The organism is Streptomyces sp. NPDC004667, from assembly GCF_040609475.1.
GTDB lineage: Bacteria > Actinomycetota > Actinomycetes > Streptomycetales > Streptomycetaceae > Streptomyces.
In genome coordinates this window covers 26,918-41,204 of record NZ_JBEXKC010000002.1, presented here as the reverse complement: position 1 = coordinate 41,204, position 14,287 = coordinate 26,918, and the positions used below count along the sequence as shown (strand labels likewise).

Below are 14,287 nucleotides of genomic sequence, written 5' to 3'. Positions count from 1 at the left end.
CCCTGCTCTCCTTGTTGGGCCTGAAGCTTCTTAGGGGTCTGGGGGCGACCCCCAGGAATCTTCTGCAAGTTCTGCACGGCCCAACCGGGCCGCTAGGAATGCTTTTGTTCTGTTGCTGGCTGAGGTCAGCCGGCCATGCGACGGGTCGCCTCGGAGAGGCGGTCCGCGATGGTGCCGTCGATGACCTCGTCGCCGACGCGCACCGAGATCCCGCCGAGGACCTCGGGGTCCACGTCCAGGTTCAGGTGCATCTGGCGGCCGTACAGCTTGGCCAGCACCGCGCCGAGACGCTGCTTCTGCACGTCGCTGAGCGGAACCGCGCTGGTCACGGTGGCGACCATACGATCCCGGCGCTCGGCGGCGAGCTTGGAAAGGGACTCCAGTCCCGCTTCCAGGCTACGTCCACGCGGGTGCGTGACAAGACGGGTGACCAGGCGCTCGGTGACCGGGTCCGCCTTTCCGCCGAGCAGGCTGCGCAGCAGCTCGCCCTTGGCGGAGACGGTGGCCGCGCGGTCGGTCAGCGCGGAGCGCAGCTCGGTGTTCGAGGCGACGATCCGGCCGAACCGGAACACCTCGTCCTCGACGTTGTCGAGCGCGCCGCCCTGCTGGGCCGCGGTGAGGTCGGCGGTGGCCGCCAGCTCCTCCAGCGCGTCCACCAGGTCGCGGGACTGCGACCAGCGCGACCGCGCCATGCCGGACACCAGGTCGAGGGTCTCCCCGCCCACCTGGCCGGACAGCAGCCGGCCGACCAGCTCGGCCTTGGCCTCGCCGGACTGCGCCGGGTCCGTGATGACCCGACGCAGCGAGACCTCACGGTCGAGCAGCGCGGTGACGGCTGCCAGCTCACCGGCGAGCTTCGCCGCGTCGACGGACGTGTTGTCCGTCAGCGCGTCGAGACGCTCGCGCGCGGAGGCCAGCGCCTCGCGGCTCGCTCCGTTCATCGGGCCGCCTCGGCCTTCTCCTCGAGCTCGCTGAGGAAGCGGTCGATCGTGCGGCTCTGCCGGGCGTGGTCCTCGAGGGACTCGCCGACGAGCTTTCCGGCCAGGTCGGTGGCGAGCTTGCCCACGTCCTGACGCAGCGCCTGAGACGCGGCCTTGCGGTCCGCGGCGATCTGGGCGTGGCCGGCAGCGATGATCTCCTCACGCTGCCGCTGGCCCTCTGCGCGCAGTTCTTCCTTGAGCGCAGTGCCCTGCTCCAGCGCGTCCTGGCGCAGGCGCGCGGCTTCGTGCCGGGCTTCGGCGAGCTGGGCCTTGTACTGCTCCAGCACGCTCTGGGCCTCGGTCTGAGCGGCTTCAGCCTTCTCGATACCGCCCTCGATGGCCTCGCGGCGCTCGTCCAGAACCTTGTTGATGTTCGGGAGGAGCTTCTTCGCGAGGAAGCCGAAGACGATGACGAAGGCGATCAGACCGATGACGAGCTCGGGGATCGGCGGGATGAGGGGGTTTTCCATCTCCTCGGCCGCCAGAACCATGAGGTTCACATCAGTGCCTTTCGTCTAATGGACTGTTCGTCGAGACCGAAGATCAGGAGCTCGGGTAGACGAACGGCATGACCAGACCGATGAGGGCGAGCGCCTCACAGAAGGCGAAGCCGAGGATCTGGTTGGCGCGGATCAGGCCGGCAGCCTCGGGCTGACGGGCGAGGGCCTGGGTGCCGTTACCGAAGATGATGCCGACGCCGACGCCGGGGCCGATGGCCGCGAGACCGTAACCAACGGAGCTGAGGGAGCCGGTGACGGCGGCAAGGGTCTGGGACATGCCAGTTCTTCCTTCTCTTTCACGGACCGGTGGGGGTTGGCCACCGGACGAATGGGGGCTGAGCGGGGGCGGGCCTGGCTCAGTGGTGCTCGGCGAGCGCGCCCTGGATGAAGCTGCAGGCCAGGAGGACGAAGACGTACGCCTGGACGGCCTGGATGAAGAGCTCGAAGGCGGTCATCACGATGACCATCACGAACGAGACACCCGCGTAGGCGATGCCGATGCCGTTCAGCAGGTACCAGCTGGCGATCGTGAAGAGCAGCAGCAGGGTGTGACCGGCGAACATGTTCGCGAACAGTCGGACCGCGTGGGTGAACGGGCGCACCAGGACGTTCGAGAAGAACTCGATGACCATGATGAGCGGCAGGACGCCGCCGAGGCTCTTGTCGTAGCCGGTGAGGTTCTTCAGGCCGCCGACGAAGCCGTGGCGCTTGAAGGTGACCGACATCCACACGAAGTAGACCATCAGGGCCAGGATGGCCGGGTACGCGATGATCGCGGTCACCGGGAACTGGGCCACGGGGACGATCGACCAGACGTTCAGGATCCAGACGAAGAAGAACAGCGAGACCATGAAGGGGACGTACTTCTCGCCCTCCTTCTTGCCGAGCGTCTCGTAGACGATGCCGCGGCGGACGAAGTCGTAGCCGGCCTCGGCGACCATCTGGAGCTTGCCCGGGACCATCTTCGGCTTGCCGAAGGCGGCCCAGAAGAAGCCCACGATGATGATCGAGCCCAGCAGGGCCAGCAGCATCGGCTTGTTGAAGTAAGCACTGGTGGTGCCGGCTTCGCCCCAGAGCGGCTCGAAGAGGAACGAGTGCAGGCCCGGGCCGGGGAAGCCACATCCGTCGAAGATGTGACAGTCGGTCTCGAAGGCGAGCACCTGAGTCGGGTCAGCACTCACCGCGGGCTCCTTCAGCGTGGCGCATAGGTACGGCAACCTCGTTGTGTCGGCGCGGCGCACAGCCGCGGTTCGGCACTGGACTGGTGTAACGGATGTGGGGGCGGCAGTCAGGCATCGAGCCTCGCGATGGAACAGGCGTCAGCTCAGATGCCCGCGCCCGCAGTGCCGCAGTTGGAACCGGACGATAGCAGGATCTCGAACGCGCCCTTATCCCGGCCCTACCCCTCACGACTTCGACCCCGGGTTTTCGGGCTTTTCGGCCTTCGACGAGTCGGGCTCGACGTAGAGGATCTTGGCTTTCATGTGAGCGCGCGTCTGTGCGCCGATCCACACGAGGGTGGTGGCGACGAGCGTGATCGCGAACGCCCGGGGGTTGAACAGCGTCGTGTTCTTGAACACGGCGAGAAAGACGAAGAGCAGCAGGATCTGGGCCGCGTAGAGCATGAGGCCCATGGCCTGGAACAGGTGCGGAAGTGATTTCGCGGTGCGCTGCAGAACCACGAATCCGATGCCCATGAAGAGAATCACGACCACGGTCGCCACGATGGCCCCGACGGCCCCCTTGCCGCCCACGACCAACGCGCTGATCACGGCGGCTACAGCGCCGGCTACAGCGGTGGGTACGGCGGTTTGCAGGAGGGATCGGACGTCATCTGACCGCATGGCGGTTTGCTCCGCGTGGTGGTGGGGGCACGGGACTCGTACGGGACGAGCGTAAGCCCGGTCCGAGTGAGAGCCTCGGGCCAATGGACCGTCGCACTACGGTCCTTCGGCTCTGTCGCCGGGTTTAGTGAACGGTATCACAAACTATTTGATGAGAGCTTTACCTGTCCGGTGTGCTGACTGTCACACATGAGAGTGACCCTGCCCGTGTGTGCGCGACACCCTAGCGGGTTGTCTGGTAAAGGGCATCCATGTCGGACATGCCCCCCGCCCGTCAGCGCGTGGATCCGGCCTTCCGCCGGTCGGGGAAGCGCGAACGGGGGCCAATGGCGGTAGCGCCGTTGACGCCCGAGACTCCGGCCGCGATCGGCCGGGCCGGCTCCGGCTCCGTACCCGCGTCCTCCCGTACGGCCGCCTCCGCCGCCCGCTCCGCGTGCCGGTAGCGCGGCGGAACCAGCGCCTCCGCCCAGCGCGGCGCCCGCGGGGTGAACCGCGGCAGCAGGAGCAGTACGAGTCCCAGCCCGCTCAGCGCGGCGATGCCGAGGACGATCCACATCGACGTGGAATGCACGGAATAGGCCACCGCTCCGAATGCGATCAGCCCCGACCAGAAATACATGATGAGTACGGCGCGGCTGTGGGAATGCCCGAGTTCCAGGAGCCGGTGGTGCAGATGACCGCGGTCCGCGGCGAAGGGCGACTGGCCCTTCCAGGTGCGCCGCACGATCGCCAGCACCAGGTCCGCGACCGGAATCGCGACGATGCTCAGCGGCAGCACCAGCGGGATGAAGACGGGCAGCATCGCGTGCGTCGCATTGCGCTCACCACCCGCGAAGAGGGCCATCGTGTCGGGGTCCACCTGCCCGGTGATGGAAATGGTCGACGCGGCCAGCACCAGGCCGATCAGCATCGAGCCGGAATCGCCCATGAAGATCCGCGCCGGGTGCATGTTGTGCGGCAGGAAGCCCAGGCACATGCCCATCAGGATCGCGGCGAAGAGCGTCGCGGGGGCGGCCGCCTCGATGCCGTAGCCGAACCAGATCCGGTAGCCGTAGAGGAAGAACGCCGCGGACGCGATGCAGACCATGCCGGCCGCCAGGCCGTCCAGACCGTCCACGAAGTTCACCGCGTTGATGGTGATCACGACGAGGGCGACGGTGAGCAGGTTCCCCTGCCACTGGGTGAGCGCGACCGTGCCGATGCCGGGGACGGGGATCCACAGGATCGTCAGGCCCTGGATGACCATCACGCCCGCGGCGATCATCTGCGCGCCGAGCTTGATCAGCGCGTCGATCTCGAACTTGTCGTCCAGGACGCCGACCAGCCAGATCAGCGCGGCACCGGAGAGCAGGGCCCGGGGTTCGTTCGACAGCTCGAAGACGCCGTTGAGGTTGCGCAGGTGGTCGGCGACCAGCAGTCCCGCGCACAGACCGCCGAACATGGCGATACCGCCGAGCCGTGGCGTCGGCTCGCGGTGGACGTCGCGGGCGCGGATCTCCGGCATGGCGCCGGCCGCGATCGCGAACTTCCGCACGGGCCCGGTCAGCAGGTAGGTCACCGCGACCGTGACGCAAAGCGTCAGCAGATATTCACGCACTGGCTGCCCCAGATGTATCGCCGGCCATCTCAGCCCCACACATTAGCCGCGATGTCACCGGTCAAGAGGACGCGCGGGTACCCCTTCCTGGTTGCGGTAAGCGCCGCATGCCCTTTTAAACCCCGTTACGGAGGAAATCCACCGGTCAGCTCGGCGACCTCCTTGCGGGTCCGCGCGGCCGCCCCACCGCGCAGCGCGGCCGTGAACAGCCCGGCGATCCGGACCATCTCCGGCTCCCCCATCCCCTGCGTGGTCACCGCCGCCGTGCCGAGACGGATCCCGCGCTGGTCCCCGTACGGCAGCGCACAGGTGTCCAGGACGATCCCGGCGGCCGCGAGCCGGCCGCGGGCCGTCGGCCCGTCGATCCCGAACCGCGCCGGATCGGCGCTGATCAGGTGGGTGTCCGTGCCGCCGGTGGTGAGCGTGAAGCCGCGGTCCTCCAGGGCCCGGGCCAGGGCGCGGGCATTGGCCACGACCTGGTGCGCGTACCGCGTGTAGGCCGGTCCGGCCGCCTCCCCGAAGGCCACCGCCTTCGCCGCGATGGTGTGCATCTGCGCGCCGCCCTGGGTGAAGGGGAACACCGCCCGGTCGACGCGCTCCGCGAACTCCGCGCCGCACAGGACCATCCCGCCGCGCGGGCCGCGCAGCACCTTGTGCGTGGTCGCGCACACCAGGTCCGCGTACGGGACGGGGCTCGGCGCGGCCCCGCCCGCGACCAGCCCGATCGGGTGCGCGGCGTCGGCGATGAGGTAGGCCCCCACCTCGTCGGCGATCTCCCGGAACGCCGAGTACTCGGGATGGCGGGGGTAGGAGATCGACCCGCACACGATGGCTTTCGGCCGGTGCGTACGGGCGAGCTCCTGCACCTGCGCGTAGTCGATGAGCCCGGTGGCGGCGTCGACCCCGTACCCGACGAAGTCGAACCAGCGGCCGGAGAAGTTCGCGGGCGAGCCGTGCGTGAGGTGCCCGCCGTACGCGAGCCCCATCGCCAGGACCGTGTCGCCGGGGCGCAGCAGCGCGGCGTACGCGGCGAGGACGGCGGAGGAACCGGAATGCGGCTGCACGTTCGCGTGCTCGACCCCGAACAGCGCTTTGGCCCGTTCCACGGCCACCCGCTCGGCGAGGTCGGCGTACTCGCAGCCGCCGTGGTGGCGGGCGCCCGGGTACCCCTCGGCGTACTTGTTGGCGAGGGCGGAGCCGAGGGCGGCGAGCACGGCGGGCGAGGTGAAGTTCTCGGCGGCGCTGAGCTGCAGGGTCTCGGCCTGGCGCTGCCGCTCCCCCGCGAGGACGTCGGCCATCTGCGGATCCTGCTGCCGCAGCAGGTCCGTGGCCGGGGTGATGACGCTCATGGCGCGGCTCCAGGGGCGACCCGTCAGGTACCAGCCACGATAGCCCCGGCCCCCTCCGCGTGCCCGCCCGCGCCACGGCCGTCGGCGTGGCCCGCCGTACGCGGGGCCGGTGGCGCCCGTCAGGGCCGTGACCACGGGGTCCAGGGCCCGGTCGCGGCCCTCCTCGCCCGGTCAGCGCGGGGCGGTGACGCCCGTCAGCGCCGTGACCACGGGGTCCAGGGCCTGGTTGATCTCGTCGCCGATCGAACGGAAGAAGGTGATCGGCGCCCCGTACGGGTCGTACACCTCGTCCGCGTCGGCGGAAGGCGCCAGCAGCCAGCCCCGCAGCGCGGCGGCGGCCCGCACCAGCGCACGGGCGCGTTCGGCCATGCCGTCGTCGAGCGGCGGCAGCGTCGCCGGGTCTATCGCCCGCACGAGGCGGGTGAACTCCTTCAGCGTGAAGGTCCGCAGCCCCGCCGAGTGGCCCATCGAGATGACCTGCGCCCGGTGGTCCCGCGTGGCCGTCAGCACCAGGTCGGCGCGTATGACGTGCTCGTCCAGCAGCTCGCGCCCGGTGAAGCCGGAGGCGTCGGCGCCGAAGTCCGCGAGGACGGCGGCGGCGTTCGCCTCCATCGGAGCCCCCTCGTGGCCCCAGGTGCCCGCGCTCTCGACGATGAGGTCGCCGGCCACGAGACCGAGGGCGCCCAGCCGGTGCGTCAGGGCGTGCCGGGTCAGCCGCTCGGTGATGGGCGAGCGGCACACGTTGCCGGTGCTGACGTGGAGTATGCGGAAGGAGTCGCCCCCGGCCGCGGCCGGCAGGTGCCCCCTGGCTATGCCACGCCCCTCAGGGCTCACGGGGCCACCTCGAGGTCGGGTACGACCTCCCGCAGCTGTTCGGCGGTCAGCGCCCCCGCACGCAGCAGGACGGGAACCTTCCCGGTGACGTCGACGATCGACGACGGCAGGGTGCTGGGCGTCGGGCCGCCGTCCAGGTACACGGAGACGGAGTCGCCCAGCATGGCGCGCGCCGCGTCGCAGTCCTCGGGTGCCGGGTGCCCGGACAGGTTGGCGGACGAGACCGCCATCGGACCGACCTCCGTCAGCAGCTCGATCGCGACGGGGTGCAGGGGCATGCGTACGGCGACGGTCCCGCGGGTCTCGCCCAGGTCCCAGGCCAGCGACGGCTGGTGCTTGGCGACGAGCGTCAGCCCGCCCGGCCAGAAGGCGTCGACGAGCTCCCAGGCCTGCTCGGAGAAGTCCGTGACGAGGCCGTGCAGGGTGTTCGGGGACCCGATGAGGACGGGGGTGGGCATGTTGCGGCCCCGCCCTTTGGCGGCGAGCAGGTCGCCGACGGCCTCCTTGCTGAAGGCGTCCGCGCCGATCCCGTAGAGGGTGTCGGTCGGCAGCACGACGAGTTCGCCGCGGCGTACGGCGGATGCCGCTTCACGCAGACCGGTCTTGCGGTCCGTCGCGTCGTTGCAGTCGTATCGCCGGGCCATCAGCGGGCCTCCTCGTACAGCGGGGTGGTGGCGGGAAGGGGGGTCGCGCCGGTCACGGCATCGCCTTGCGGGCGGTCGCGAAGCGCGGGCGGTTGTTCAGGTCGGGGTGGTCGGCGGAGTCCGCCCACCCGCGCTCGTCGGCGAAGATCCACGGCACCTGCCCGCCCTGGGTGTCGGCGTGCTCGATGACGACGATGCCGCCGGGCCGCAGCAGCCGGTGCGCGGTGCGTTCGATCCCGCGGATGGTGTCGAGGCCGTCCTCACCGGAGAACAGCGCCATCTCGGGGTCGTGGTCGCGGGCCTCCGGTGCCACGTACTCCCACTCGGTGAGCGGGATGTACGGCGGGTTGGAGATCACCAGGTCGACCTGACCGTCCAGCTCGGGCAGCGCGCTCAGCGCGTCGCCCTGGTGGACGGTGACCCGGGAGCCCTCGGCGTTCTTGCGGGTCCAGCGCAGGGCGTCCTCGGACAGCTCCACGGCGTGCACGCGCGAGCGCGGCACCTCCTGGGCCATGGCGAGGGCGATGGCGCCGGAGCCGGTGCACAGGTCCACGATCAGGGGTTCGACGACGTCCATCGCCCGGACGGCCTGTATGGCCCAGTCCACGACCGACTCGGTCTCGGGCCGGGGCACGAACACCCCGGGGCCTACCTGGAGCTCCAGGTAGCGGAAGAAGGCGCGGCCGGTGATGTGCTGGAGCGGCTCGCGGGCCTCGCGCCGGGCGACGGCCTCCCAGTAGCGGGCGTCGAAGTCCGCGTCCTTGACGTGGTGCAGTTCCCCCCGCTTGACGCCGTGCACGAAGGCCGCCAGCTCCTCCGCGTCGAAACGCGGAGAGGGCACGCCGGCGGCGGCCAGCCGCTGGGTGGCCTGGGCCACCTCGGCAAGCAGCAAGTTCACGCTGGTCCTCCGGGCTGCTGTCGTACGGGGGGTGGTGCGGGGGTCGGACGGGGTCGGATCAGTGCGCGGCGGCGAGCTTGGCCGCGGAGTCCGTGTCGACGCAGGCCTGGATGACCGCGTCGAGGTCGCCGTCGAGCACCTGGTCCAAGTTGTACGCCTTGAAACCGGTCCGGTGGTCCGAGATCCGGTTTTCCGGGTAGTTGTACGTACGGATCTTCTCCGAGCGGTCCACGCTGCGCACCTGGCTGCGGCGCACGTCGGAGGCCTCCTGCTCGGCGGCCTCCTGCGCGGCGGCCAGCAGGCGCGAGCGCAGGATGCGCATGGCCTGCTCCTTGTTCTGGAGCTGGCTCTTCTCGTTCTGGCAGGAGGCGACCACACCGGTCGGGAGGTGCGTGATGCGCACGGCCGAGTCGGTGGTGTTGACGGACTGGCCGCCGGGGCCGGAGGAGCGGTACACGTCGATGCGCAGGTCGTTCATGTTGATCTCGACCTCGACCTCCTCGGCCTCCGGGGTGACGAGCACGCCGGCGGCGGAGGTGTGGATGCGGCCCTGCGACTCGGTGGCCGGAACGCGCTGCACGCGGTGCACGCCGCCCTCGTACTTCAGGCGGGCCCAGACGCCCTGGCCGGGCTCGGTCGCGCCGTTGCCGCCCTTGGTGCGGACGGAGACCTGGACGTCCTTGTAGCCGCCGAGCTCGGACTCGGTGGCGTCGATGATCTCGGTCTTCCAGCCCACGCGCTCGGCGTAGCGCAGGTACATGCGCAGCAGGTCGCCCGCGAACAGGGCGGACTCGTCGCCGCCGGCGCCGGCCTTGACCTCCAGGAGCACGTCCTTGTCGTCACTGGGGTCGCGCGGGACGAGCAGCAGGCGGAGCTTCTCGGTGAGCTCTTCGCGCTGGGCGCTCAGTTCCTTGACCTCGGCGGCGAAGTCCGGGTCGTCGGCCGCCAGCTCCTTGGCCGTCTCGATGTCCTCGGCCGACTGCTTCCACGCACGGAAGGTCGCGACGATCGGGGTCAGTTCCGCGTAGCGCTTGTTGAGCTTGCGCGCGTTGGCCTGATCCGAGTGGACCGAAGGGTCGGCGAGCTTCGTCTCAAGATCGGCGTGTTCGCCGACCAGTTCCTCGACCGCTTCGAACATCGGGTGCTCCTGTGGTGAAAGTCAAAAATGGGCTGGTTCGGCTGAACGACGACAAAGGCGCCGGTCCGGCCGCCCCCGCGAATTCAGGGGGCGGCCGGTGACCGGCGCCTGGGTCGCGCTACTTCTTGGCCGCACCCTTGCCGAAGCGGGCCTCGAAGCGGGCCACACGGCCACCGGTGTCGAGGATCTTCTGCTTGCCCGTGTAGAACGGGTGGCACTCGGAGCAGACCTCGGCACGGATGGTGCCCTCGGTCAGGGTGCTACGGGTGGTGAACGACGCGCCACAGGTGCAGCTGACCTGGGTCTCGACGTACTCGGGGTGAACATCGCGCTTCAAGGTGTCTCCTAGATTCGGGAGGGCGCCGGGTCGCAGGAGCCGAATTGCGCACTGCGTGAACCGGGGCCGACAGACCAGTCTGCCAGGACCGGGCCGCCTGTCAAAATTCTGAGGACGCTCCCCTCAACGGGGAGGCGCCGGCATCTATTCCTGCCGTGTCCCGGCAGGAAGGGCTACTGGACGATCGAGCCCGCGGTGCTCTTGTCCCCGTTGGAGCGTTCGGTGGCCGCGGCGGGGATGGGCTGGTCGGCCAGCAGGGCGTCCCAGACCATCTTCGAGTCCTTGGGCAGGAGCGCGACGCGGTCCTTGTCGAGCGGGTCCTGGGTCACCGGGACGGTGATCATGTGCATGTTCTCGGCGGTGATGCCCTGGAGCCCCTGCGCGAAGCTCGCGAGGGACTTCACGTCGCCGAGCGCCTTGTCGGTGGTGATCGCCTTGGTGGCGGAGTCGGCGAGACCGTAGAGCTTCTTCGGGCTGTCGAAGACCCCGACGCCCTTGACCTGCTTGATCAGCGCCTTGATGAAGGCCTGCTGGAGCTGTATTCGGCCCAGGTCGCCGCCGTCGCCGACGCTCTTGCGCGTGCGGACCAGGCCGAGGGACTGCTCGCCGTTGAGCTTGTGGGAGCCGGCCGCCAGGTCGAGGTGGCTGCCGTAGTCCTTGATCGGCTTGGTGGTCGTGAGTTCGACCCCGCCGAGGTTGTCGATGATGTTCTTGAAGCCGGTGAAGTCGACCTCGATGTAGTGGTCCATGCGGATCCCCGACATCGCCTCGACGGTCTTCACGGCGCAGGCGGCCCCGCCGATGGTGAAGGCCTCGTTGAACTGCGCGCGCTGCCTGGGGGCGCTGGTCTTCCCCTTGGCCATGGGGCAGGCGGGCCGCGGGAGCATCGTGTCACGCGGGATCGACACCACGCTGGCCTGCTTGTGGCCCTGGTAGAGGTGGATGATCATCGCCGTGTCGGAGCGGGCCGAGCCGCCGTCGTCCGCGCCGTACTCGCTGTTCGCCCCGTCGCGGGAGTCCGAGCCGAGGACCAGGATGTCCATCGAGCCGTTGTCGACGTTCGGCGGGCGGTCCTTGCCCAGGGCCTGGTCGATGTCGACGCTGTGCAGGTTGCCGTTGAGCTTGAAGTAGAACCAGCCGAGGCCACCGCCTCCGAGCAGGACCACACCCGCTGCGGTCCACGCGGCGATGGTGAGGGCGCGGCGCCGACGCGGCGGTTTCCGGCGGCGCCGGGTGACGGCGCGGCGGCCGCGGCCCTTGCTTTCCTCGCTCATGCTCTCCTCAGTCCTGCGTGCGTTGCCCGCCGTATCTCTCACTCAGACGGACGAATGCGTTCCAGGGTTCCACGGCGCGAGGGGCGCACGGAACCCCGGGGGCGGCTCCCCCCGACGGGGGTGGACGGTGCGTGACACCGCGGCCACCCGGGGTTCGGATAGGGAACGTACGAGCCTGCGGAGAGGTTCATTCCGCAGCATGAATGTGGCGAAGGTCGCACAGGCCCCGAACCGGGAAACCGTGGGGCGTGACGACACGAAGCCGCCCCCGCCGCGGGTGCGGCGGGGGCGGCTTCGGTGAGGCGGACCCGGTCAGTCGTCGTTCTTGCCGGCCGGGGTCGTCTTCGCGATCTGCATCAGGAACTCGGCGTTCGACTTCGTCTGCTTCATCTTGTCGAGAAGCAGCTCGATCGCCTGCTGCGAGTCGAGCGCGTGCAGCACCCGGCGCAGCTTCCAGACGATGGCGAGCTCCTCGCTGTTGAGGAGGATCTCCTCCTTGCGGGTGCCCGACGGGTCGACGTCGACGGCCGGGAAGATGCGCTTGTCGGCGAGCTTGCGGTCGAGCTTGAGCTCCATGTTGCCGGTGCCCTTGAACTCCTCGAAGATCACCTCGTCCATGCGCGAGCCGGTGTCGACGAGCGCGGTGGCCAGGATGGTCAGCGAACCGCCGTCCTCGATGTTGCGCGCGGCACCGAAGAAGCGCTTCGGCGGGTACAGCGCGGTCGAGTCGACACCACCGGACAGGATGCGGCCGGAGGCGGGCGCCGCGAGGTTGTACGCGCGGCCCAGACGGGTGATGGAGTCCAGCAGGACGACCACGTCGTGACCCAGCTCGACGAGACGCTTGGCGCGCTCGATGGCCAGCTCGGCGACGGTGGTGTGGTCCTCGGCCGGGCGGTCGAAGGTCGAGGAGATGACCTCGCCCTTGACCGACCGCTGCATGTCGGTGACCTCTTCCGGACGCTCGTCGACCAGGACGACCATCAGGTGGCACTCGGGGTTGTTGGTGGTGATCGCGTTGGCGATCGCCTGCATGATCATGGTCTTGCCGGTCTTCGGCGGGGCCACGATCAGGCCTCGCTGGCCCTTGCCGATCGGCGACACGAGGTCGATGATGCGGGTGGTCAGCACCCCCGGGTCGGTCTCCAGACGGAGCCGGTCCTGCGGGTAGAGCGGGGTCAGCTTCTGGAACTCCGGGCGGCCGCGGCCGGATTCGGGCGCCATGCCGTTGACGGAGTCCAGACGCACGAGGGCGTTGAACTTCTCGCGGCGCTCGCCGTCCTTGGGCTGACGGACCGCACCGGTGGTGTGGTCGCCCTTGCGCAGACCCGCCTTGCGGACCTGGGCGAGGGAGACGTACACGTCGTTCGGGCCGGGCAGGTAGCCCGAGGTCCGGATGAACGCGTAGTTGTCGAGGATGTCGAGGATGCCCGCGACCGGGATCAGCACGTCGTCGTCGGCGACCTGCGGCTCGTTCGGCGCGAACTCGTCGCGGCCACGACGGCCACGGCGGTCGCGGTAGCGGCCGCGACGGCCACGGCGGCCGTCCTCACCGTCGAAGTCGTCCTGCGGGCCGTTGTCCTGACGGTCCTGACGACCCTGCTGGCCCTGGCCCCGGCCGCCCTGCTGCTGCTGACGGTCGGCGCGGTCCTGCCGGCCGCCGCCCTGGCCCTGACCCTGGCCCTGGCCCTGGCCGCCCTGACCCTGACCGCCCTGGCCCTGGTCGTCGGCCTTGGCGCCGCGCTCGCGGCGGCTCTGCTGGCGCTCGCCCCGCTCGGCACGGTCACCGCGCTCGGCACGGTCGCCGCGCTCACCGCGCTCACCGCGCTCGCCGCGGTCACGGCGGTCACGGCGGGTACGGCCCTCGCCGGCCTCCTGCGCCTGGCCCTGGGCGGTGACGGCGGTCGCCGCCTCGGCCTGGGGCTCGGCCGGGGCCGCCGGAGCGGCCTCGGTCTTCTGCTCGACCGCCACGACGGCGGGTGCCGAGGACTCCGGGCTGCCGGAGGGCGCGGTCGCCCGACGGCGGCGGCGCTCGCCGACCGGTGCTTCCTCTCCCCCGCGCTCGGCTTCGCTCGCGCGGGAGGGGCCACCCGCGGGCTGACCCGGGATGTCGATCTGCGCCTGGACGGCGGGCTTCTCGGCGGCGGGCGCCGCGGCGGCGGCCTCGCCCGTACGGGCCTTGCTGGTGGCGCGGCGCTTCGGCTTGGCCTCGGCGGCGTCGGCGGCGGGAGCCGCGGCCTTGGGGGCGCTGCCGCCCTGCGCCTCCTTGATGACCTCGATCAGCTGGCTCTTGCGCATCCGCGCGGTGCCCCTGATCCCGAGGCCCGACGCGACCTGCTGCAGCTCTGCCAGGACCATGCCCTCAAGGCCGGTGCCGGAGCGGCGGCGCTTGGGTGCGGCGCCCGCGGCGGGGGCACTGGTGTCGACGTTGGTGTCGGCAGCGCCCATCAGATCGGTGGTGTCGCTCACGAAGGGTCCTTCCCTGGAGCGGACGTCGGCCTGTCTGGCTCGGCGACCGGTTGTGCTGTCCGACGACGGAGCATGACCTGATGGGTCATGGACCGCAGCCGGGGCGGTGGTCCGCCGATCGATGTACGGCGGAGAGAAACGTGCGTGGGTGGTTCCGGCGAGAAGCCCCCGAGCTGGAAGCGTGGGAATGTCACGCCGATTCCGGAGCGTGCCCGAAACTGCTGGCAGCGATCAAAGCAGTCGGGGAGGCTCCCGGAAGAAAGGTGGTCCCGGATGGGGACACTGAGCACCGAGCCATGGCGGCTTCGGATGCGCACTTGAGACTAACACTACCGGATCCAACAGTTATTCCCCCTCTCAATCACCGGCAATAGCCCCTTCCGCAGGTGGGCGGCCTGCCCGGCCGCCCGCCCCGGCGGGCCG

Annotated in this window: 14 protein-coding genes; all 14 read right to left on the bottom strand. The window is 70.1% G+C overall.

Annotated elements, in window-relative coordinates:
* Positions 1-125 precede the first annotated feature (125 nt).
* Positions 126-941: a F0F1 ATP synthase subunit delta gene (locus ABZW32_RS01300; RefSeq protein ID WP_356209620.1), complete on the bottom strand. Its 816-nt coding sequence runs from the start codon at positions 939-941 to the stop codon at positions 126-128.
* On the bottom strand, positions 938-1,480 hold the full coding sequence (locus ABZW32_RS01295; RefSeq protein WP_051841244.1) for a F0F1 ATP synthase subunit B: 543 nt from the start codon (positions 1,478-1,480) through the stop codon (positions 938-940). Before ABZW32_RS01295 ends, ABZW32_RS01300 begins: the two co-directional genes overlap by 4 nt.
* Before the next feature lie 43 nt (positions 1,481-1,523).
* The gene (atpE, locus tag ABZW32_RS01290) at positions 1,524-1,757 is read right to left on the bottom strand and encodes an ATP synthase F0 subunit C (protein WP_007266589.1); all 234 of its coding nucleotides are present in this window, start codon (positions 1,755-1,757) and stop codon (positions 1,524-1,526) included.
* A gap of 79 nt (positions 1,758-1,836) precedes the next feature.
* A complete protein-coding gene (atpB, locus tag ABZW32_RS01285) occupies positions 1,837-2,676 on the bottom strand; it encodes a F0F1 ATP synthase subunit A (protein ID WP_356209958.1) in 840 nt (279 codons plus the stop codon).
* Positions 2,677-2,886: 210 nt separating this feature from the next.
* Positions 2,887-3,324 carry a hypothetical protein gene (locus tag ABZW32_RS01280; protein ID WP_356209617.1) on the bottom strand — a complete coding sequence of 146 codons (438 nt, stop codon included), beginning with the start codon at positions 3,322-3,324 and terminating at the stop codon, positions 2,887-2,889.
* 274 nt (positions 3,325-3,598) lie between these two features.
* On the bottom strand, positions 3,599-4,933 hold the full coding sequence (locus tag ABZW32_RS01275) for an MraY family glycosyltransferase (RefSeq protein ID WP_356209955.1): 1,335 nt from the start codon (positions 4,931-4,933) through the stop codon (positions 3,599-3,601).
* Between the two features lie 113 nt (positions 4,934-5,046).
* Entirely contained in the window at positions 5,047-6,270 is a 1,224-nt protein-coding gene (gene glyA / locus ABZW32_RS01270) for a serine hydroxymethyltransferase (protein WP_356209615.1), read from the bottom strand.
* A 171-nt stretch (positions 6,271-6,441) separates the two neighbouring features.
* Positions 6,442-7,104 carry a protein-tyrosine-phosphatase gene (locus ABZW32_RS01265; RefSeq protein ID WP_266842329.1) on the bottom strand — a complete coding sequence of 221 codons (663 nt, stop codon included), beginning with the start codon at positions 7,102-7,104 and terminating at the stop codon, positions 6,442-6,444.
* Entirely contained in the window at positions 7,101-7,748 is a 648-nt protein-coding gene (locus ABZW32_RS01260) for an L-threonylcarbamoyladenylate synthase (protein WP_030235774.1), read from the bottom strand. Before ABZW32_RS01260 ends, ABZW32_RS01265 begins: the two co-directional genes overlap by 4 nt.
* Before the next feature lie 52 nt (positions 7,749-7,800).
* Positions 7,801-8,646, bottom strand: coding sequence for a peptide chain release factor N(5)-glutamine methyltransferase (gene prmC, locus ABZW32_RS01255; protein ID WP_030235773.1), 846 nt, complete (start codon positions 8,644-8,646; stop codon positions 7,801-7,803).
* A 58-nt stretch (positions 8,647-8,704) separates the two neighbouring features.
* Positions 8,705-9,784 carry a peptide chain release factor 1 gene (gene prfA, locus ABZW32_RS01250; protein WP_356209612.1) on the bottom strand — a complete coding sequence of 360 codons (1,080 nt, stop codon included), beginning with the start codon at positions 9,782-9,784 and terminating at the stop codon, positions 8,705-8,707.
* Between the two features lie 118 nt (positions 9,785-9,902).
* The gene (rpmE, locus tag ABZW32_RS01245) at positions 9,903-10,121 is read right to left on the bottom strand and encodes a 50S ribosomal protein L31 (protein ID WP_007266580.1); all 219 of its coding nucleotides are present in this window, start codon (positions 10,119-10,121) and stop codon (positions 9,903-9,905) included.
* Positions 10,122-10,294: 173 nt separating this feature from the next.
* Complete coding sequence (locus tag ABZW32_RS01240; protein WP_356209609.1) at positions 10,295-11,395, bottom strand: LCP family protein; 1,101 nt, start codon at positions 11,393-11,395, stop codon at positions 10,295-10,297.
* Positions 11,396-11,707: 312 nt separating this feature from the next.
* On the bottom strand, positions 11,708-13,864 hold the full coding sequence (rho, locus tag ABZW32_RS01235; protein WP_356209607.1) for a transcription termination factor Rho: 2,157 nt from the start codon (positions 13,862-13,864) through the stop codon (positions 11,708-11,710).
* Positions 13,865-14,287: the final 423 nt, after the last annotated feature.

Excerpts from the sequence above, each read along its gene's own strand:
- glyA (WP_356209615.1), bottom strand. The coding sequence starts at position 6,270 with ATGAGCGTCATCACCCCGGCCACGGACCTGCTGCGGCAGCAGGATCCG.
- ABZW32_RS01280 (WP_356209617.1), bottom strand. The coding sequence starts at position 3,324 with ATGCGGTCAGATGACGTCCGATCCCTCCTGCAAACCGCCGTACCCACC.
- ABZW32_RS01260 (WP_030235774.1), bottom strand. The coding sequence starts at position 7,748 with ATGGCCCGGCGATACGACTGCAACGACGCGACGGACCGCAAGACCGGT.
- atpE (WP_007266589.1), bottom strand. The coding sequence starts at position 1,757 with ATGTCCCAGACCCTTGCCGCCGTCACCGGCTCCCTCAGCTCCGTTGGT.
- ABZW32_RS01240 (WP_356209609.1), bottom strand. The coding sequence starts at position 11,395 with ATGAGCGAGGAAAGCAAGGGCCGCGGCCGCCGCGCCGTCACCCGGCGC.
- prfA (WP_356209612.1), bottom strand. The coding sequence starts at position 9,784 with ATGTTCGAAGCGGTCGAGGAACTGGTCGGCGAACACGCCGATCTTGAG.
- ABZW32_RS01300 (WP_356209620.1), bottom strand. The coding sequence starts at position 941 with ATGAACGGAGCGAGCCGCGAGGCGCTGGCCTCCGCGCGCGAGCGTCTC.